This is a genomic window from Nitrosopumilus piranensis (genome assembly GCF_000875775.1).
In the GTDB taxonomy this organism is placed as follows: Archaea; Thermoproteota; Nitrososphaeria; order Nitrososphaerales; family Nitrosopumilaceae; genus Nitrosopumilus; species Nitrosopumilus piranensis.
In genome coordinates, this window is record NZ_CP010868.1 from 689,821 (window position 1) to 708,779 (window position 18,959).

23 protein-coding genes are annotated in these 18,959 nt (G+C 35.3%); 11 read left to right on the forward strand and 12 right to left on the reverse strand.

Features of this window, described 5'->3' with window-relative positions; all coding sequences use genetic code 11:
• Positions 1-51: 51 nt before the first annotated feature.
• Complete coding sequence (locus tag NPIRD3C_RS04020; RefSeq protein ID WP_148702943.1) at positions 52-1,326, forward strand: Glu/Leu/Phe/Val family dehydrogenase; 1,275 nt, start codon at positions 52-54, stop codon at positions 1,324-1,326.
• Here NPIRD3C_RS04020 and NPIRD3C_RS04025 read toward each other — a convergent pair.
• Positions 1,323-1,700 (reverse strand): toprim domain-containing protein, encoded by a 378-nt coding sequence (locus NPIRD3C_RS04025; RefSeq protein WP_148702944.1) that lies wholly within the window; start codon positions 1,698-1,700, stop codon positions 1,323-1,325. The genes NPIRD3C_RS04020 and NPIRD3C_RS04025 overlap by 4 nt on opposite strands.
• Positions 1,701-1,748: 48 nt before the next feature.
• Between NPIRD3C_RS04025 and NPIRD3C_RS04030 the strand changes: the two genes are divergently transcribed.
• From NPIRD3C_RS04030 to NPIRD3C_RS04040, 3 genes are read left to right on the forward strand one after another with little or no spacing between them, the layout of a single operon-like run.
• Positions 1,749-2,432 carry a type 1 glutamine amidotransferase gene (locus NPIRD3C_RS04030; RefSeq protein ID WP_148702945.1) on the forward strand — a complete coding sequence of 228 codons (684 nt, stop codon included), beginning with the start codon at positions 1,749-1,751 and terminating at the stop codon, positions 2,430-2,432.
• Between the two features lie 42 nt (positions 2,433-2,474).
• Positions 2,475-4,592: a 3-hydroxypropionate--CoA ligase gene (locus NPIRD3C_RS04035; protein ID WP_148702946.1), complete on the forward strand. Its 2,118-nt coding sequence runs from the start codon at positions 2,475-2,477 to the stop codon at positions 4,590-4,592.
• Between the two features lie 36 nt (positions 4,593-4,628).
• Entirely contained in the window at positions 4,629-5,390 is a 762-nt protein-coding gene (locus tag NPIRD3C_RS04040; RefSeq protein WP_148702947.1) for an enoyl-CoA hydratase/isomerase family protein, read from the forward strand.
• 42 nt (positions 5,391-5,432) lie between these two features.
• Here the strand turns inward: NPIRD3C_RS04040 and NPIRD3C_RS04045 are convergent, their stop codons facing one another.
• Positions 5,433-5,957 carry a cupredoxin domain-containing protein gene (locus NPIRD3C_RS04045; protein WP_148702948.1) on the reverse strand — a complete coding sequence of 175 codons (525 nt, stop codon included), beginning with the start codon at positions 5,955-5,957 and terminating at the stop codon, positions 5,433-5,435.
• Between the two features lie 95 nt (positions 5,958-6,052).
• On the opposite strand from NPIRD3C_RS04045, the gene NPIRD3C_RS04050 reads away from it, so the two are divergent.
• The 7 genes from NPIRD3C_RS04050 to NPIRD3C_RS04080 all read left to right on the forward strand — a co-directional run bounded on the left by NPIRD3C_RS04050 (position 6,053) and on the right by NPIRD3C_RS04080 (position 10,365).
• Positions 6,053-6,394 carry an ArsR family transcriptional regulator gene (locus NPIRD3C_RS04050; protein ID WP_148702949.1) on the forward strand — a complete coding sequence of 114 codons (342 nt, stop codon included), beginning with the start codon at positions 6,053-6,055 and terminating at the stop codon, positions 6,392-6,394.
• A gap of 32 nt (positions 6,395-6,426) precedes the next feature.
• Positions 6,427-7,023 (forward strand): hypothetical protein, encoded by a 597-nt coding sequence (locus NPIRD3C_RS04055; protein WP_148702950.1) that lies wholly within the window; start codon positions 6,427-6,429, stop codon positions 7,021-7,023.
• A gap of 44 nt (positions 7,024-7,067) precedes the next feature.
• Positions 7,068-7,463, forward strand: coding sequence for a CBS domain-containing protein (locus NPIRD3C_RS04060; protein ID WP_148702951.1), 396 nt, complete (start codon positions 7,068-7,070; stop codon positions 7,461-7,463).
• An 89-nt stretch (positions 7,464-7,552) separates the two neighbouring features.
• Entirely contained in the window at positions 7,553-7,903 is a 351-nt protein-coding gene (gene erpA, locus NPIRD3C_RS04065) for an iron-sulfur cluster insertion protein ErpA (RefSeq protein WP_048079640.1), read from the forward strand.
• Between the two features lie 153 nt (positions 7,904-8,056).
• Positions 8,057-9,199, forward strand: a complete 1,143-nt coding sequence (gene dnaG, locus NPIRD3C_RS04070) for a DNA primase DnaG (RefSeq protein WP_148702952.1) — start codon at positions 8,057-8,059, stop codon at positions 9,197-9,199.
• An 8-nt stretch (positions 9,200-9,207) separates the two neighbouring features.
• Positions 9,208-9,891 (forward strand): DUF120 domain-containing protein, encoded by a 684-nt coding sequence (locus tag NPIRD3C_RS04075; protein ID WP_148702953.1) that lies wholly within the window; start codon positions 9,208-9,210, stop codon positions 9,889-9,891.
• 39 nt (positions 9,892-9,930) lie between these two features.
• Positions 9,931-10,365 (forward strand): universal stress protein, encoded by a 435-nt coding sequence (locus NPIRD3C_RS04080; RefSeq protein WP_148702954.1) that lies wholly within the window; start codon positions 9,931-9,933, stop codon positions 10,363-10,365.
• A 1-nt stretch (position 10,366) separates the two neighbouring features.
• Here NPIRD3C_RS04080 and NPIRD3C_RS04085 read toward each other — a convergent pair whose 3' ends face one another.
• The 10 genes from NPIRD3C_RS04085 to argC form a co-directional block, all read right to left on the reverse strand.
• The gene (locus NPIRD3C_RS04085) at positions 10,367-10,987 is read right to left on the reverse strand and encodes an FAD synthase family protein (RefSeq protein ID WP_148702955.1); all 621 of its coding nucleotides are present in this window, start codon (positions 10,985-10,987) and stop codon (positions 10,367-10,369) included.
• 40 nt (positions 10,988-11,027) lie between these two features.
• Positions 11,028-12,065: a diphthine synthase gene (gene dph5 / locus NPIRD3C_RS04090; RefSeq protein WP_148702956.1), complete on the reverse strand. Its 1,038-nt coding sequence runs from the start codon at positions 12,063-12,065 to the stop codon at positions 11,028-11,030.
• Complete coding sequence (locus NPIRD3C_RS04095; RefSeq protein WP_148702957.1) at positions 12,065-13,192, reverse strand: M20/M25/M40 family metallo-hydrolase; 1,128 nt, start codon at positions 13,190-13,192, stop codon at positions 12,065-12,067. The genes dph5 and NPIRD3C_RS04095 overlap by 1 nt, the downstream gene beginning before the upstream one ends.
• Before the next feature lie 3 nt (positions 13,193-13,195).
• Positions 13,196-14,038 (reverse strand): lysine biosynthesis protein LysX, encoded by an 843-nt coding sequence (gene lysX, locus NPIRD3C_RS04100; protein WP_148702958.1) that lies wholly within the window; start codon positions 14,036-14,038, stop codon positions 13,196-13,198.
• On the reverse strand, positions 14,035-14,202 hold the full coding sequence (gene lysW/argW, locus NPIRD3C_RS04105; protein ID WP_012215677.1) for an alpha-aminoadipate/glutamate carrier protein LysW: 168 nt from the start codon (positions 14,200-14,202) through the stop codon (positions 14,035-14,037). Before lysW/argW ends, lysX begins: the two co-directional genes overlap by 4 nt.
• A 21-nt stretch (positions 14,203-14,223) precedes the next feature.
• Positions 14,224-15,387, reverse strand: coding sequence for a LeuA family protein (locus NPIRD3C_RS04110; RefSeq protein WP_148702959.1), 1,164 nt, complete (start codon positions 15,385-15,387; stop codon positions 14,224-14,226).
• Positions 15,388-15,504: 117 nt separating this feature from the next.
• Positions 15,505-15,924, reverse strand: a complete 420-nt coding sequence (gene lysM, locus NPIRD3C_RS04115) for an HTH-type transcriptional regulator LysM (protein ID WP_148702960.1) — start codon at positions 15,922-15,924, stop codon at positions 15,505-15,507.
• Positions 15,911-17,092 (reverse strand): aspartate aminotransferase family protein, encoded by a 1,182-nt coding sequence (locus tag NPIRD3C_RS04120; protein ID WP_148702961.1) that lies wholly within the window; start codon positions 17,090-17,092, stop codon positions 15,911-15,913. Before NPIRD3C_RS04120 ends, lysM begins: the two co-directional genes overlap by 14 nt.
• Positions 17,085-17,888, reverse strand: coding sequence for a [LysW]-aminoadipate/[LysW]-glutamate kinase (locus tag NPIRD3C_RS04125; protein ID WP_148702962.1), 804 nt, complete (start codon positions 17,886-17,888; stop codon positions 17,085-17,087). Before NPIRD3C_RS04125 ends, NPIRD3C_RS04120 begins: the two co-directional genes overlap by 8 nt.
• A 2-nt stretch (positions 17,889-17,890) precedes the next feature.
• Positions 17,891-18,937 carry an N-acetyl-gamma-glutamyl-phosphate reductase gene (argC, locus tag NPIRD3C_RS04130; RefSeq protein WP_148702963.1) on the reverse strand — a complete coding sequence of 349 codons (1,047 nt, stop codon included), beginning with the start codon at positions 18,935-18,937 and terminating at the stop codon, positions 17,891-17,893.
• Between the last annotated feature and the right edge of the window lie 22 nt (positions 18,938-18,959).

Below are 18,959 nucleotides of genomic sequence, written 5' to 3' on the forward strand. Positions count from 1 at the left end.
AGAGATTTTTAACCAAACTTATATAATTGGAATGTTGCTAGAACGATCGTCTTGGTTAAGAATGATCCCTTTGCAAATGCAACCAAACAAGTTAACGATGCATGTGATGTTTTGGGAATTAAAGACAAAGGTATACGTGAATACCTTGCAATGCCCAATAGAATTCTTAGAGTAAAAATTCCTGTAACAATGGATAACGGAAAGATTAGAGTTTTCACAGGTTTTAGAAGTCAACACAATAATGATAGAGGTCCTTACAAAGGCGGTATTAGATATTTCAATCCAGAAGGTGGTGTTGAATATATGGAACGTGAAGTTATGGCACTCTCATCTTGGATGACATGGAAATGTGCAATAGTTGATGTTCCATTAGGTGGCGGTAAAGGTGGAATCTATGTTAATCCTAAAACTGAAAAGCTTAGCGAAAACGAATTAGAAAGATTAACTCGTGGATTTGCATATAAAATTTCCGAAGTAATAGGTCCTGAAAAAGATATTCCTGCACCTGATGTTTACACAACAGGAAAAGAGATGACACAGATCATGGATACATTTAGCAAATTAAACGGTAACAAATATTCTCCAGGTGTTATCACTGGAAAACCAATTTCAATGGGAGGTTCTCTTGCAAGAAATGTTGCAACTGGTTTAGGTGCAGCATATACCGTTAGAGAAGCTGCAAAGGCAATCAAATTAAATCTCAAAGGTGCAAAAGTTGTCTTGCAAGGATTTGGTAATGCATCAACATTTGCAGGTGAATATCTTGAGAAGATGGGTGCTAAAGTAATTGCAGTTAGTGATTCTAAAGGTTCCATTTCAATTCCAAAAGGAGCAAAGGTAAGTAAAATCATAGAACACAAACAAAAGAAAGGAAGTGTTGTTGGATTTCCTGGAAGTAAAAAAATCTCAACTGAAGAATTGCTTACAACAAAATGTGATGTTTTAGTTCCAGGAGCACTTGAAAATCAAATTACAGCAAAAATTGCAAATAAACTACAATGCAAAATTATTGCAGAAGCTGCAAATGGTCCAACACTACCTGAAGCAGACCCGATTATTTACAAAAAGAAAATCCTAGTAATTCCTGATATATTGGCCAATTCCGGCGGTGTGTGTATCTCATACCTAGAATGGGTTCAAAACAACATGGGATACTACTGGACTTTTGATGAGGTTGCAAACAAGATGGAGAAAAATATCACTAAAGGATTCAAAGATGCATATGCATTATCTAAAAAACATAAAATCGATATGAGAAAGGCAACCATGGTTTTAGCTGTGGAGAGAGTTCTTGAGGCCTTTGACCAAAAAGGCATTTGGCCTTAGACTAGATAAGATTCGTAACAAACCAATTGCTCGATAAACATAATTTTCCCTTTTGTAATTTGTCGTAGTTTTCTTTTGTATGAGAGATCCACCTTTGTTCTTCTCTGCAATAGATGAATTGTTTTTCCTGTAAGGTGTCTTCCTTTTTTATCTCTGTCAAAAAGAACTATAATTTTTTTATATTTTGAAACAGAATCAGTAAAATTGATCATACCCCCAAACTTGTAAAATTCTAAAATTTTTCCTTGATACCCTAACTTTCTTAGTGCATCGCAATCTCTTTTTCCTTCAACAACTACAACACCGTCAATTACAGAATTTAATTGAGAAATAAAATTTTGCAGTTCTGAAATTTCCTGTTCTGTTACAAGCACATTGTTTAATCCATTTCAACATATTAAGCACTTTTGTAAACACAAAACATGTCTGATGTATTACTTGTACAAAACACAAGAATTGAAGGCTCTGGTTATCTTGGAGATCTTCTAAAAACAGATGGATTTCACATTACATCAATTAATGCAAAACATGAATCAATACCTGACAAGAATTTTTCACTTGTTGTAATTTTAGGAGCCCCTGAAAGTGCGAATGATGATTTACCTTATCTTAAAGCAGAACAACAATTAATCAAAAACTCTGTTGAAAAAGACATTCCTGTTTTAGGAATATGTTTGGGTTCTCAATTAATTGCAAAAACATTTGGAGGTAAAGTATATTCTGGCACAAAAACAGAAATTGGCTTTTACAATGATTTGAAAATAAACAATAAATCAACACTCTTTTCAGGATTCAGTAACCCATTTACTGTATTTCATTGGCATGGAGATACGTTTGATTTGCCTGATGATGCAGTCAGATTGGCCTCATCTGAGTATTACCAAAACCAAGCGTTTCAATACAAGAGTGCTGTGGGATTGCAATTTCATATCGAAGTAAATGAAGAGATGGTAAATCTTTGGCTTGATAACACTGAAGAAAAGATAAAACAGATTCCTGGAATTAATCCTCAAAAAATCCGTTCAGACATTAATGAAAATATTTCAATTGTAAAATCAAATATGGAGAATTTTTACAATAATTACAAATCAGAATTTCATCTTTGACCAAAGTTTAATATACTGAGTTTTGATTCCATCGATCGAGCGATGGCTGCAGTTAAGAAAATTTTTGACGAAATTATCCAAACTGATCACAAGGTCATCACTGAAGAATCATCAAAATCTATTCTCAAAACTTATGGAGTCAAAGTACCACCTTATGCTTTAGTTACTTCTGCCGAAGATGCAGCAAAGCAAGCAAAGAAAATTGGTTTTCCACTTGTTATGAAAGTGGTATCTCCGCAAATCTTACACAAAACAGATGTTGGTGGAGTTAAAGTCGGATTAGATAATGTCAATGATGTAAAAAAGACATTCAAAGACATGTATGGTCGACTATCTAAAAAGAAAGGTGTCAATGTTAAAGGAATTCTTTTAGAAAAAATGGTTCCAAAAGGCGTTGAATTAATTGTAGGTATCCAAAATGACTCTCAATTTGGTCCAATCATTATGGTTGGAATGGGAGGTATCATGACAGAGGTAATGAAGGATGTTGCATTTAGAATGCTTCCAATTACAACCTCTGATGCAAAATCAATGTTAAATGAACTCAAAGGCTCAAAACTTCTCAAAGGTTTCAGAGGAAGTGAACCAATTGACACTAACATGATTGCAAAAATGTTAGTAAACATCGGAAAATTAGGCGTAGAAAATGCAGATTACATTAACAGTATTGACTTTAACCCAGTAATTGTATATCCAAAATCTCACTTTGTAGTTGATGCAAAAATTATCTTAAACAAAGAGATAAAGAAGAACTCTATCTCAAAAGCAAAACCAAACATAGACAACATGGAGACGTTCTTTACTCCAAAAACTGTCGCATTAGTTGGGGCTTCTGCAACACCTGGAAAGATTGGTAATTCAATCTTAGATAGTTTAGTAAATTATAATTTCAAAGGAAAGGTAATTCCAATTAATCCAAAGGCTGATAAAATTTTTGGCCAGAAATGTTATCCATCAGTTTCAGCAATTCCAGGCAAAGTTGATCTTGTTGTAGTCTCTGTAGATTTGTCTATGACTCCACCTGTTCTAGAGGATTGTGCAAAGAAAGGAGTTCACAGCGTTGTAATTGTATCTGGTGGAGGAAAAGAACTTGGTGGCGAAAGAGCAGCATATGAAGCTGAAGTAGCTAGATTATCTAAAAAACACAAAATCAGAATTATTGGTCCAAACTGTATTGGAATGTTCAATGCGGCTAATCGTCTTGATTGTGCATTCCAAGGACAAGAAAGAATGTTACGTTCCAAATTAGGCCCTGTTGCCTTTTTCTCACAAAGTGGAACTATGGGAATTAGTATGTTAGAAAGTGCAGACACATTTGGTTTGTCCAAGATGATTAGTTTTGGTAATCGTTCTGATGTTGATGAAGCAGATATGATTTGGTATGCTGCAAATGATCCTCAAACTAAAGTAATTGGATTGTACGTTGAAGGATTTGGTGATGGTAGAAAATTCATCAATGTCGCAAAACGTGTAATGAAAGAAAAGAAGAAACCAATTGTAATTTGGAAGAGTGGAAGAACAGCTGCAGGAGCAAAACAAGCTGCATCTCATACAGGATCGCTTGGAGGCTCAAATGCAATCATTATGGGTGCATTCAAACAAGCAGGAATTATCTCAGTTGACAGTTATCAGCAACTTGCTGGAGTACTAAAGGCACTGGCATGGCAACCACCTGCAAAGGGCAACAAAGTTGCAATGACTAGTAATGGAGCTGGTCCTATGATTGGTGGAATGGATCAGTTAGAAAGATTTGGTCTTACAATTGGAAAATTATCTCCAGAACGTGTCAAAAAAATGAAGGCTCATTTCCCACCAGCAGTTCCTATCCATAGTGGTAATCCTGCTGATGTAGGTGGTGGCGCAACTGCAGAAGATTACAGATTTGTGATTCAGCAATTTATGGATGAAAAAAATATCGATATAGCAATGCCGTGGTTTGTTTTCCAAGATGATCCATTAGAAGAGACAATTGTTGATCATCTTGCTGATTTCCAAAAGAAAAGAAAGAAACCACTTTTAGTTGGATGTAATGGTGGACCATACACCGAAAAAATGGCAAAATTAGTTGAGAAACACAATGTTCCAGTTTACCAAGACCTACGAACTTGGGTTGAAGCTGCTGCTGCATTATCTCAATGGGGCAAATTCCTCGGAAAATAGATAACATTTAAGTCTCGCATGGCTTGACAAATTTTCATGTCACTAGTTACCACATCTACTTCTGATGGCATTTGTACTGTTAAAATCAACAGACCTGACAAACTAAATGCCATGAACACTGATGTTGCAAAAGAACTAATCAAAACTTTTGAAGAACTAAATCATAATGATGATGTCAAAGTTATCATTTTGACTGGTGAAGGTGAAAAAGCATTTTCTGCTGGCGCAGACATTGAATATATGTCCAAAATTTCTGCAGACGAATCAGTAGAATATGCAAAAACTGGTCAACTTGTTACTGCAACAGTTGAATTAGTTAAGCAACCAACAATTGCAGCCGTTAACGGTTTTGCTTTAGGTGGAGGTTGTGAACTTGCAATGTCTTGTGATATTAGAATAGCAGCAGATACTGCTAGACTTGGTCAACCAGAAGTAACAATTGGTGTTCCTCCTGGATGGGGTGGAACACAAAGATTGATGAGAATCGTGGGAATAGCCAAGGCAAAAGAACTTGTTTACACAGGTAAAATGATCAAAGCAGATGAGGCAAAAGAGATTGGTCTTGTAAATCAAGTCGTTCCTCTTGCATCCCTACAAGAAGAAGCTTTGAAAATGGCACAACAAATTGCTGGAAACTCTGCAATGGGCGTTTTAATGTCTAAAGTTGCAATCAACAAGGGAAGAAATGCAGATCTTGATACTGGTCTTGCACTAGAACTCCTTGCTTGGAGAAACTGCTTTACACATCCAGACCGTGAAGAGAGAATGACTGCATTTGTTAACAAGTCAAAGAAATAGCTATTTCCTATCTCCCTCTTATTTTATTACAAAAGTTTGATTCTATGATACTGTAACTAATCCTACTCTCCAAGGATGGAATGAGCAGTAGTATTTGTAAACTCCTTCATCATCAAATGTAAACTCAAATCTGTCTCCTGTATTTAGTGGGGGACTGTTAAACAACTGAATGACCTTTCCCTTTGCATCTATACTTTGGATATTGTGAGGTACTGAATCATCATTTACCCATGTAACTGTGGTTCCTGCTGGAATCTCTAGATTCAATGGTGAGTAAAACCCTGCACCAGTTACATCAAAGTTACCATTTGGAATTATGATTTGTGAATTAACTGCTTGTGGAATTGGTTCCACAATACTATCTAACACAATCACTTTGTTTTCAATCAAAAATTTTATCATATTAAGAAATTCACCCTCAGAAACAATTCCCTCGCCATACCATAATGCTGTATTTTTTACCCATTCAGGAACAGATTCTGCATTTGCAAAATTAATAGAAAGAGAAACTATTGAAATCGAAAAGACCAAAATTAAAACAGATGCAACTTTTGGCAAACGATTCATACTGCATGTAAAATTCAATGTGATTTATAGGATTTGTGTGCAGTGTCTTGCAATGTGTACTGCTTCATTTTATCTCATTATCTCATATGATAATCATGCAAGAATTAATCCAAACAAGAAAAATAATGGACGATGAAAGAAAGCAAGTAATTTTAGAAGTCATAGCTGACAAATATTGCAAACAAATCCTCCATGATACACTAGAAAAACCAAAATCTGCAATGGAGTTATCTAGTGATAAAAAAATCCCAATTAGTACCGTATACAGAAGATTGCAAACCCTATATGATGCAAAATTACTTGCAATCTCTGGCTCCATAAATGAGGATGGAAAAAAATACTTCCTTTACAAGAGTAAGGTAAAATCAATCTCTCTTCAATGCAATCTGGAAGAAACCACCATTGAGATTGTTCCTAACTCGTCTAGCACGAGTTAACTATCATTTTATAACTGAAAAACCAAAACATCATGAAAGAAAAATTGGTTTCAAATAGGCAGACCCATAATCAAAAGAAAGAACCTACTCGTAGTATTACATATAGACTACCTGAAAAATTAGTTAATGAATTAGAGACAGAAGCTACTATGAAAAGTATATCTCAAAATGTCCTTGTAAAACAAATTCTAGAAAAGTATGTTCAATGGGACAGATTTTCAAACAAAGTAGGAATGATTCCTGTTCCAAAAGGAATCTTAGAATCTTTGGGTAGCGAACTTGATGGAAAAGATATTGATGAAATCATTACATTGATCTTTCCAATGATTAAGGACACTGTTATGTTTATCAAAGGTGGTTATGACCTTAAACGCTGTATTGAAACCTTAGAAGATTACATGAGGGCATCTGGAATGAACTCTGATCATAGAGTTGAAGGTGACAGACATATCTTTTTGATTCAGCATGAACTGGGAATGAAGTGGTCTGTTTTTACAGAACAACTCCTGACTCAAGTTTTTCGTAGTTTCCTACCTGATAAAGAATTAAAATTTCAGACAACTGATTCCACTGTAATCCTAACTATCCGATTAGGTTCTGATTTTGATGAACATGATTATCATGATTGAAATTCAATTAATCCTTTGAAATATCCCTTTGTATATTACTCAACATGACTTCTGATGTACTTCAGCACAAAACTCCTGTAAAAGAAATTATGAGTAATTCCGTTTTGTCTATTGATTCATCAGTTTCAGCAACTGATGCTGCAAAACTGATGGAGGACTCTGGGGCTGGGGCAATTGTTGTTTTAGAAAATGGTTTACCTGTTGGAATTGTAACTGATAGGGATTTTGCAATAAAAATTACTGCTCACTCTTACCCTATTGATACACCTGTTAGGCGAATAATGTCATCTCCATTGATTTCTATTGATCCTGATTCTGATCTCTGGACTGCTTCAGATTTAATGTCTACAAGAAATGTTAGAAAATTACCTGTAATTGATGATAGGGTTGTTGGTATTATTACCTCTAGTGACCTTGTCAAACATATTACTGATCACTAGATTTTGGTAAAAAGTAGCAATATTCTTTTATTCCTAGTGTGTTGGGTTGGAAAAGCTTATTATATTTAAAAACTACTTTTTTGTTCATTATGGCAACTGAACAAACACAAAAGATGATCACAGTTACTGCAAAAGCAGCTGAGAAAATCAAAGAATTCATGAAAGAAGAAGCAGAATCTCCTGAATACCTTAGGGTATATGTTCAAGGTGGAGGCTGTTCTGGTTTATCTTACGGAATGGGCTTTGAAAAAGCACCAGAAGAAGATGACATAGTCATGGAAGAAAATGGTGTAAAACTTCTAGTTGACAGTTACAGCGTTGACCATCTACAAGGTGCAAACGTTGACTATATTGAAAGCCTAATGGGTTCTGGATTTAAGATTAACAATCCAAATGTTACAAAATCCTGTTCATGCGGTCATTCATTTAGTACTGAATAAACACACCATCATTTTTCATTTTTACATTATCTAGCGCTTGCAATGCAGGCAGATTTTTTGACTGATTTTAGTTTTTTAATGCAAAATTTTGCGATACCCTCATATATCGAATACAGAGAGTCAAAATATGATAATTAAGGAGATGAATAATTTATGCCTCAATCAGGAATTGTCAAATATCATGTTAAACTTTCCTATGAAGTTGATGGGCTCGTTGAAAGGGCAGATATAATCGGAGCCATCTTTGGCCAAACAGAAGGACTGTTAGGCCCTGAGATGAATCTGAATGAACTGCAACGAGTTTCTAAAGTAGGTCGCATTGAAGTAAGTGCAAGAACTACTGCAAACACTACTGCTGGTGATGCATTAATTCCTATGAGTACTGATATTGATACTTGTGCATTAATTGCAGCAGGAATTGAAAGCATTGACAAAGTAGGTCCATTTGATTGCAAATTCACACTAGAAGCAATTGATGATGTACGTGCTGCAAAGAAAGACGATATTGTAAGACGTGCAAAAGAGATTAAGCAAAAGTGGGCAACTAAAACTGTCAGTGAAGGAGAAACTATGCTAAATGATGTTCATCAAGGTGATTCTAAAAAATTATCTACATATGGGCCCTCTAAACTTACTTGCAGTTCTGGTCTTGCTGATTCTAATTGGGTAATTTTAGTTGAGGGACGAGCAGATGTAATCAACCTTCTCAGAGCTGGATATGATAATGCTCTTGCAATTGAAGGTGCAAAAATTGATGAATCTATCAAAGAATTATGTAACTCTAAAGATACTGTTGTAGCATTCTTAGATGGTGATAGGTCAGGTGGATTTATTCTCAAAGAACTCAAATCAGTTGTTCCAATTGACTATGAACTAAGAGCTGATAATGATGTTGAAGTTGAAGAATTAACTCCTCAAAGAATTGATGAAATTCTAAGTCCTATTGCTGAAGAAATTAAGGGTGGAAAACCAACAGCCTCGCTCAAAAGCGAAGATGATAAACCTCTTGCTGAAATGGCATCAAAAGTTTTTCCAACTCTAAATGAAACTCTTGAAGCAGTTGCACTTGATGCTGACAATAATGAAATCTTCAAAGTTCCAATAAGTGAGGTAGTTAGTAAACTCTCAACTCAGTCTGGAATCAAATATCTCTTACTAGATGGAATCATCACTCAGAGACTTTTAGAGGGTGCCAAAAACGCAGGAATTGAATGTGTCATTGGACACCGGGTAGCTAAATTGTCAAACTCTGATGGAATGACCCTCAAAACATTCGGTGACTTGGGCGTAGCATAGGATCTTAGATGCCTGAACTAAAAATTCAGCACATCCTAACACTATCTTATCTTTTATCTAAAGGTGCAAAACACAACTATGTTACAATCACAACATCGTCTCTTGGAAAAAATATTAAGAAATCCCAACAATCTGCATCAAAACATCTGCTTGAATTAGAGCAAAACCAATTCATTGACAGAATCATAAGTGGAAGAAACATCTCTGTAAAGATTACCTCAAAAGGTTTTTCTGAAATGGTAAAACTATCTGCAATTTTACAAAAAAGCTTAGACTCTTTTCCTTCTCACATTGAACTGAAAGGAACTTTAATTTCTGGAATGGGCGAAGGCGCATACTACATGGGGCTAAAAGGATACACAAAACAATTCAAATCAAAAATTGGTTATATTCCGTTTCCGGGAACTCTTAATGTAAGGCTAGATCAAAAAATTCATCAAGAAGCAATTAAGCAGTTTGAAACTTTGGATGGGATTAAAATTAAGAGCTTCTCAGATGAAAAGCGAACATATGGGTGGGTTAAATGCTTCCCTGCGAAATTAAACAATTCAATTAATTGTGATTTGATTTTGCTTGAACGCACACATCACGATAATTCTGTAATTGAATTGATATCCAAATCCTGTTTGCGAAAAACTGCAAAATTAAAAGATGGCTCTAAAGTGACAATTAAGATTCCTGTTAACATATAACCAAAAACTGATTAAGCCCGTCATTATAGAAAATAATGTTTGATTAAACAAATTACAGTTGCTATAATTACTCCAACTCATGACAAGAAATCTTTTGAGCTTGGATTACAACTAGCAAAGAAATTAGAATGTCCTCTTTCTATAATTGAGTGCTTTTATCAAAAACCCCCAACATTTCATTTCTTTGAAACTAAAACAGATAAGATTGCTTTACAAAAAAGAAAAGATCAAATCAAAAATGAACTTTCTAAATGGGAAAAAATTGCACAAAAAGAAAATGTTCCAATTACAACCAAATTTGCCTTGACTGATTCTATTGCCCATTGGATTATAGATTATGTTATTGAAAATAAAGTTGGTTTACTTATTGTAGATTATCCAAAGTTGTCCATGACTGAATCCACTCTTTATGATGATATAATCAATACAATTCATCACAAAGCAAAATGCCATGTTTTAACAGCTAAGCAGTAACCTAAATTCCGTGAATTGATTCCCCGTATTCTTTTTGAATTTTTGAACTAGAGCTTTCTGGAATTGGAGATTGCAATCTTGCAACTCTTGCATCAAGATTAATTCTTTTACAACCATCTGTGATGAATTTCTCTTGGTGAACTTGATCATATCCTAGTGCAATTATTTCTGGTCTCACATTATTTACAGTCTTGAAAATGTCATCTTCTTGCCCAATTAAGCAAAGGTCTACCATTGATAATGAATTCACCAATTCTTTTCTTTGTTCTTGAGAATGTAGTGGCTTTCGCTTCTTCATTTTTACTGCAGTGTTATCTGTGGCAACTACCACTACAAGAATATCTCCTAATGCTTTTGCAGAATTGAGTGTATGGATGTGCCCTGGATGAATGATATCAAAAACTCCTCCAGCTAGGACCACTTGTAATGCATTTCTTCCTAACTCTGTGAGTGTGTTTCCGTCTTCTTCAAGAAATTGATTTTTAACCAATTCATCGATTTTGGATTTTATTTCATCATCTGAAATAATGGTTTTTTCTTTAATTTTTTCAATTGGTTTTGTGCCTTCAATTTGACATACATACAATATAGAAAGAATTATTTTTTGATTTTGTTCCAATATTTCTTTTAATCTTCTCCCTCTCTTTAATTCATCGCTAAAATTACATCTTAGGATCTAGGCCTTTTGCCAACCTTAACGCATCCACCAATCCATCTGCATACCCGATACTTAGAATGGCCACTTCATCTTGTCCATCTTCTAGGAATTTTTCTGCGTCTTTAACATACAATTCTGCATTCTCTAAAATTGTCTGAAATTCTTTTTGATCCTTGTAATATGGTTCAACTTCTTCTAGTGCCTCTCTTACCATTGGAACATATTTTTCCATCATCTGAACAGAAATCTTTCTTGTTTTCTCAGAATTATCAAAGGGCTCGTCATCGCATTTGCCCAAAACTTTCAATGCATCTGATTCTGTAAAGTGTAACCTACCTGGAATTATTACTGTGTGTGGAGGCTTACCAAAATCTCTCTTTTTCAGGCTCGAAATTTTACCTGAAATTATTTCCTGATCCTTGAATCCAATTCTTGATGCAACTATGGCAAAAGTTGATGGACTGATTACTTTTCTTCGTTGTCCTTTTTCAGTTTCTAATAAACCATTTAATGCATCTTTAGGATCTAAGAAAAAATCTTTGTCTTGATTAAACTCTAAAAGAAGTACTGTATGATTCCCCTCGATCACATTTTTGTAAATTACATAGTATGGTGTTGTAAGTGATTTCATTTCACTCATTATTGTGGCGATTCTACCAACCTTGTAAAAATGTAAACCGCATTCACCAATCATTGAAGTTAATGATGATGATGCGTGAATAGAATGTGTTTTTATTTTTTCTTTAATTGCTCTTTCTCGTAATTCAATATGTGTTGTTGCAATGTATGGATCCCCATATGATAATAGAACGACTTTCTTTTTCTTTGCACTCTCTAAAATCTCATTTCCATCTTCTACTAACCATCTCTTTGCTGGTTTGAATTCTCCCTTTGTTACATTTTTAATTTTAATTAAATCTGATTTTCCAATAGGACTTGTAAACTGTTCAAGATATACGATATCTGCTTTTGCTAAAACATCAATTGCTTCATTAGGAATTGATTTGAATCCTGAGATTCCTAAACCTACAAACCACAGCATTACTCTATCTTTCTATCATGAAGTCTTTTTAAGTGCTGTAGCATTTTTTTGATAATTTCTATTCCTCTGAGATATTCTTCAATTGAGACCTTTTCATCAATTGTATGAGCTTCATGAGGATCCCCTGGACCATATGTTACAACTGGAATATTCCATTGAGTTCCTAGTACATTCATGTCTCCAGTACCTGTTTTTCTAATTAATTTTGGTCTAGAATGCTCTACATCCATAACTCCAAGCGTAAATGCACGTACCAAAGGAGAGTTGTGTGCTGCCTCAAATGGCTCTGTTTCATCAAGAATCGAGTAAAATGCTTCTACCTCTCTTTTTTCTGCAATTTCCTTGACTAAATTTGCAATTTTTTGTTCAATAGATTTACAGTTCATATCTACAGGTATTCTGATATCAAAAGTTGTCTCACATTCTTTTGGAGTAACGTTATGACTTGTTCCTCCTTTTACTTCTGTCATAGTTGCAGTCAACAACATTCCTTTTGTCTTGTCCTCTTGATTTGCTTCTAATTTTTCTTTTAACTCTCTTGCAAAAATCATTGATTCTAAAATTGCATTTTTTGAAAGCCATGGTGCACTTGCATGTGAGCTATCTTCTACACTTATCTTGAGATTAATTGCCAATCTTCCTTTGTATGCAATTGTAACTTGTTTGATTCCGCTTGGTTCTCCAAAAACAGCATAATCTACTCCCATCTTCTTTTTTACTAGATTTTTAATTCCAGTGGCATTTCCTTCCTCATCAACTGCTCCCACAAAAATTATTGTTCCATTGTTGTTTTGGATTGATGCTGCAGCAAATAGCATTGCCATTAATGGTGCTTTTGCATCAGATGCACCTCTGCCGTAAAGTGAATCTCCTTCTTTTCTGACTTTGACTTTACCTGGTACCACATCCATGTGGCCACATAACATGATCGTTGGACTACCTGAACCTTTTCGAGCAATCACGTTTCCTACTTCGTCAATTTGTATATCTTCAAATCCTAAATCATCACATTTGTCTGCAAGAAATTCTGCCATTGGTTTTTCACTAAGAGATGGTGTGTAAAGTCTAAGAGCTTTCTCAAGCATCTTTGTTGCAAATCTTGGTGTAACTGTAAAATGAGTGTCCAATTCTTACTTGTCTATCTTCAGTGCATAGTCTAGCATTAGGGAAGGAATGTCAACTTCGCACACTCTTACAGTGTTCTTGTATTCCGTTGTATTGTTTACTTCATGAACAACCAATCCTTTCTCATCACTTTCCATCAAATCTACACCTACGATATCTCCTTGAACTGCTTTTTTTGCCTTAATACACATTTCTTCCATCTCTTGTGTAACTTCGCATGGTTCTGCCACTCCTCCAAGAGCCATGTTAGTTTTCCAATGCTCAGAGTTTCTGTAAATAGCAGCAACAATTTTGTCTCCTACCATGATGGCCCTAATATCCCTGGGTGGCCTTTTTACAAATTCTTCTAGATAATGAACTTGATAAATAGGATACATGTTTTCTCTACTTTCAATAATTCCTTCAGCAGAATCTCTGTCATTTAATTTTGAGATTAATCTACCCCAGCTTCCAACTGTTGGTTTGATTACTTTGGGGTATCCCTGTGTATCTAGTGCTTCTAAAGCTGCATCTTTTGAAAAAGCAACTGTTGCATCTGGTGTTGGTACTCTTGCTTTCTTTAGCAGCATATGTGTAAATAATTTATTTCCTGCAAAAATTCCAGTGTTGAGACAATTGATCACTTTGACTCCCAACCCTTCTAGTGCTGCAGTCGAATGTAAATTTCTGTAATAGCTTACGCATCTTTGTATGACAACTCCATAATCTTCAGGCTTTTTTTCTAAATCTAATGCTATCTTCTTACAATCTACCATCTGTATGTTGATGTTTTTTTTCTTACCTGCTTCTAGTAGGCCTTTTTCTTCCCAACGGATGGTATCGTAAAGAATCGTAACGTCAGGACTCACTGCCCCCAATCCTCGCCAACCGTTTGGGCAGGCTTTAGATCGAAACCATCTGAACCTTTTGCTAATTCAAAACTTGCGCCACATTCCGGACATGTTACAATTTCTCCTTCAAGTGCATCACTTGGTATGGAAATATCTGCATCACATTCTTCACATTTTGACATATTTTCTTCTCCACCTCCTCTCTATTTATCGTTAATTATCTTTTCAAGTCTGTCTTCAAGTGGAATTTCAATCAGATCTCCCATTCTAAGACCCTTTAATCCAGCTGCTACAGCCTTTGCACTATCATCGTCTTTCTTTAATCCTAACAATGACATCAGGTAGGCAGCTCCTGTCTTTCCTGCCAATTCTCCAAAAACGATTCTCCTTCTGTTTCCAACTGCCCTAGGTGGTATGGGTTCATACGCTGCTGGATTTCTTAGAATTGCTGCAAGATGTGTTCCTGCTTTGTGTTTGTATGCTGATGATCCTACTATTGGTTTTGAGTCGTAAGGCTTGATTGTTGTATATTCTTCAATTAATCTAGACAAATCTAGTAACATGTCTAATCTGAAATCATTTGGTGATTTGTATAGATATGTTAAAGCAACTGCAACTTCTGCAAGTGGAGGTATTCCTGTTCTTTCTCCAATACCGTCAATGGTAGTATGAATTTGATCTACTCCTGCATCGCATGCTGAAAAGGCATTTGCTACTGCAAACCCGATATCATTGTGAACATGTGCATCTAATGGTACATCAATTGAGTCTCTTACCTTTTTTACAAAATTATACATTCCAATAGGTCGTAATATTCCGACAGTATCTGGTAAACTAATTCTGTCAACACCTGCTTCTTCTATTGCTTTGCATATTTTGAGCAAAAACTCTGGTTCAGCTCTACTTCCATCTTCTACTGTAAATCTAATCTTTAATCCATGAGATTTTGCATACTCTACTGTCTCAACAGCTCTACTAAGAGCATCATCTCTTGAAATGCGAAGCTTGTCTTTAAGATGAATGTCTGAAATTCCTAGATATGCTGCACACCACTTTGCATCACAATCTAATGATACATCAATGTCTTCTTTAAGAGCACGTCCATGAGAAACAATGTCTGCCTTTAGTCCTTGTTTGATAATTGTTTTAGTTGCCTCTTTATGGTCATTTGATACAACTGGTGAAATTTCAATTTGATCTACTCCAAAATAATCTAGCATCCATGCAATTTGGATTCTTTGCTTGTTTGTAAATGAAACACCTGGATGTTGTTCTCCCTCTCTTAGAGTGCTGTCTAGAACTCTAATCTTCTTTGGATTCTTTTCGTATGCATTGTATATGTTGGCATAGTGATTCGGATCTTTCATTACAGAATTCGTTGACATAAATTGATGATATAAACATATTCGTACTAGGTTCGTTGAAAATAACTAATAATGATCCTAAACTAGTTTTGAATTAAAATTTTAAACCGAAAGTCGTTTTTAGATAACTTTTCTTAAAATTATCACTGTATTGGTATCCACTACCCCTGGAATTTTTCTTAGGGCATCAATACTGTTGTTAATCTCTGCAATACTTGATGCACTCATAATTGTTGTAATGTCGTATTGTCCTGTAATCTCATAAACTGTTTTTACACCATCTAGTTTTGCAAGTTTTAATGAAACTTTTGATGTATCTGTTGCAGAATCAACTGAAACTAATACAATGGCACTTGTTGCATTTTCTTCACCTAATTCTAAAGTAAATTTTTTGATAGTACCATTTCCTATGAGGTTTTTGACACGTCTTCTTACTGCTGATTCAGACAGCTTTAATTTTTTTCCAATATCTACAAATGATTCCCTTGAATCTTCTTTTAGGTAACCAATAATTTTCTCATCTACGCTATCTTTGTACATTTCGTTTTTGTTCCTCTTCTGTTAGTATTATATCTAGAGCATGTAAAACTTTTGTTACATCATCTTCAGTTATTACTAATGGAGGTAGAATTCTCAAAATATTGCGACCTGAATATAACATCAGAACACCCTCTCTAATTAATCCCATCAAAATATCTCTAACTTCAAATTTCATTTCTACACCTATCATGAGTCCTTTTCCACGAATTTCTCTTATCATTGTGTGATTTTCTTTTAATTTTTCTAAACCTTCTCTGAAAATTTTTCCCATTTTTTCAGAGTTTTCAATTAATCCATCTTCTGTAATGGATTTGAGGGCTGCAATACCTGCTGCACATGATATTGGATTTCCTCCAAACGTTGATGAGTGCTCACCTTTACTCATAGCCGCTAAAATGTCTGGTCTTACAAGAGTTGCGCCCATTGGAACTCCCCCTGCAATTCCTTTTGCCAAACATAAAATGTCTGGTGCTGTGTTCCAATGATCACACGCCCATAATCGACCTGTTCTTCCCAAACCTGCTTGTATTTCGTCAAAAATTAGCAGAATTCCTTTCTCATCACAAAGCTTTCTTACATCTTGCAAAAATCCATCTGGGGCAACGATAATCCCACTTTCTCCTTGTATTGGTTCTAAAATTACAAAGGCAGTATCATCGTCTATGGTTTCACGAAGAGAATCGATATCGCCATAAGATGCAAATGAAACTTTTTCAACTAGTGGCGCAAATGCCTTTTTGTATTTTGGATTAAAAGTTAATGATAATGCACCAAATGATTTTCCATGGTAGGAACCTTTCATTGCAACCATTCCTTTTTTCCCAGTAAACTTTCTTGCAAATTTGATTGCAGCCTCAATTGCTTCTGCACCGCTGTTGTTGAGATGAACTTGTGTTAATCCTTTAGGAGCTAAATCAATTAGTATCTTCAAAAATTCTTCTCTTGTTTTATTGTATAGTGAGCTATGTACAGTTATGATTTTATCAACTTGCTCTTTTATTGCATCATTGACTCTTTTATTTTGGTGTCCAACTAGTGCTACTCCATATCCGCCCATACAGTCAATGTAATCTTTACCATCAACATCCCACACATGTGCGCCTTTTCCTTTTTCAACGGTAACTGGAAATCTCTGATAGAGATTACCCATATACTGGTCTTCACTCATGTTCAATCACCGTACAATTGTCATGAGCAATGGCAGATGAAATTGGGTTTTCTTTTTGACCATTTGCAATTAATGCCGTTTTAACTCCCATGTCTAATGCCTCAGTTGATGCTAAAATTTTCTTTTCCATACCTGGTCCGATTTTTGGTCTAATTTCTTTTGCTTCTGCTAATGTCAATTTTGGAACAACCTTATCGTCCATTAAGAGACCATCTACATTTGTTATGAATAATACTTTGTCACTCCCAACTTTTCCTGCAACATATGCTGCTGCTCTATCTCCGTCAACATTCAGAAATTCAGATTCCTCACTTATTGCTATAGGTGAAATCACAGGCGTAAGGCCTTGTTCTAGGAGTGATTTGATAAAAGCAGAATTAACTTCTCTGATTTTTCCCGTATACCCTCCATCAATTGCTTGTTTTCTACCTTTTTCATTAACGATGAGGAGTTTCTTTTTCCTGTCTGCCTTTATTACTTTGGCATCTACACCTGATAGGCCAATTGCATTAATACCATTTTTTTGAAGCATCTGAACAATTGTTTTGTTAATTCTACCTGACATGACCATTGTAAAAATCTCTACAGTTTCTTTGTCTGTGTATCTACTTTTAATTCCGCTAGGTGATGTTACAAACTTTGGTTCTTTTCCAAGTTGCTCACAAACTTTGGTGACTTCCTTTCCTCCTCCATGGACTAAAATTACTCCTTCAGACTCTGCAACTTTTTTTATGTCTGCAATTGTGGATGGATGTAAATCATCTACTACGCTTCCACCTATTTTGATAGTGATCATTTCTAAACCGGAGTTAATGGTGTATATCTTAATCCGTTCATTTCATCAAAACCACACATTACGTTCATGTTTTGGATGGCAGAACCTGCTGCACCTTTCATTAAGTTATCTGATGCAGATAATGCAATTAATCTATGATTGTCTTCGTCTAAATCAAATCCTATGTCACAAAAGTTTGAACCGACCAAGAATTTTGGATCTGGGAATTTGTATAATCCTTTTTTGTCACGAATTAATCTAACAAATTTCTCTTCACCATAAGTTTGACGATATAATTTCCACAACTCTTTTTCTTCAATATCTTTTTTCATGAACGTGTGATTTGTACAAAGAATTCCACGGACAACATCTACTGCATGTGGACTCATTGAAACATTAATCTTATGTCCTGCAATTTCACTTAGTTCTTGTTCAATTTCACCAGTATGTCTGTGCTTTGCAGGTTTGTATGGTCTGATAACTCCTGCTCTCATTGCATGTGCAGTTCCTGAACCAGAACCTGCACCTGAAGAACCAATTTTAGAATCTACTACAATATGGTCTGTATCGATAAGATCATTTCGAATTAATGGTGCAAGTGCTAGCATTGATGTAACTGCCATACATCCTGGACACGAAACAAGTTGTGCTTTTTTAATTTCTTCTCTGTGTAGTTCTGGTACACCAAAAACTGATTTACTCAAATAATCTGGATGTGGGTGTTCCCAACCATACCATTTGTCATATGCTGCCTGATCATGTAATCTGTAATCTGCACTCAAATCGATAATTTTGATACCTCTATCGTAGAGGGCTTTGACAATCTCAGTTGCAGTACCATGTGGAACTGCTGTGAAAACTACATCACACTTGTCAGTTAATTTGTCATAATCTAATTCTGAAAAAGTAAGATCGGTAAAACCTTTCAAACTTGGTTGAACTCTGTGTAGGTATTCTCCAACGTGTTGTCTTGATGTGACCATGCTGATCTCTACATCTGGATGATTGACCAAAAGACGTAATGTCTCTCCACCTACATAACCTGATGCTCCCACAACACCTACTTTCATGATAAATCTCCTCGTAATGGAG

Bases quoted from the DNA above. Each gene is read 5' to 3' on its own strand.
- NPIRD3C_RS04030 (WP_148702945.1), top strand. From the start codon at position 1,749: ATGTCTGATGTATTACTTGTACAAAACACAAGAATTGAAGGCTCTGGT.
- NPIRD3C_RS04125 (WP_148702962.1), bottom strand. From the start codon at position 17,888: ATGATCACTATCAAAATAGGTGGAAGCGTAGTAGATGATTTACATCCA.
- erpA (WP_048079640.1), top strand. From the start codon at position 7,553: ATGGCAACTGAACAAACACAAAAGATGATCACAGTTACTGCAAAAGCA.
- lysM (WP_148702960.1), bottom strand. From the start codon at position 15,924: ATGTACAAAGATAGCGTAGATGAGAAAATTATTGGTTACCTAAAAGAA.
- NPIRD3C_RS04055 (WP_148702950.1), top strand. From the start codon at position 6,427: ATGAAAGAAAAATTGGTTTCAAATAGGCAGACCCATAATCAAAAGAAA.
- NPIRD3C_RS04120 (WP_148702961.1), bottom strand. From the start codon at position 17,092: ATGAGTGAAGACCAGTATATGGGTAATCTCTATCAGAGATTTCCAGTT.
- NPIRD3C_RS04040 (WP_148702947.1), top strand. From the start codon at position 4,629: ATGTCACTAGTTACCACATCTACTTCTGATGGCATTTGTACTGTTAAA.
- NPIRD3C_RS04045 (WP_148702948.1), bottom strand. From the start codon at position 5,957: ATGAATCGTTTGCCAAAAGTTGCATCTGTTTTAATTTTGGTCTTTTCG.
- dnaG (WP_148702952.1), top strand. From the start codon at position 8,057: ATGCCTCAATCAGGAATTGTCAAATATCATGTTAAACTTTCCTATGAA.
- NPIRD3C_RS04075 (WP_148702953.1), top strand. From the start codon at position 9,208: ATGCCTGAACTAAAAATTCAGCACATCCTAACACTATCTTATCTTTTA.
- NPIRD3C_RS04110 (WP_148702959.1), bottom strand. From the start codon at position 15,387: ATGAAAGATCCGAATCACTATGCCAACATATACAATGCATACGAAAAG.
- NPIRD3C_RS04060 (WP_148702951.1), top strand. From the start codon at position 7,068: ATGACTTCTGATGTACTTCAGCACAAAACTCCTGTAAAAGAAATTATG.
- dph5 (WP_148702956.1), bottom strand. From the start codon at position 12,065: ATGCTGTGGTTTGTAGGTTTAGGAATCTCAGGATTCAAATCAATTCCT.
- lysW/argW (WP_012215677.1), bottom strand. From the start codon at position 14,202: ATGTCAAAATGTGAAGAATGTGATGCAGATATTTCCATACCAAGTGAT.
- NPIRD3C_RS04035 (WP_148702946.1), top strand. From the start codon at position 2,475: ATGGCTGCAGTTAAGAAAATTTTTGACGAAATTATCCAAACTGATCAC.
- argC (WP_148702963.1), bottom strand. From the start codon at position 18,937: ATGAAAGTAGGTGTTGTGGGAGCATCAGGTTATGTAGGTGGAGAGACA.
- NPIRD3C_RS04050 (WP_148702949.1), top strand. From the start codon at position 6,053: ATGCAAGAATTAATCCAAACAAGAAAAATAATGGACGATGAAAGAAAG.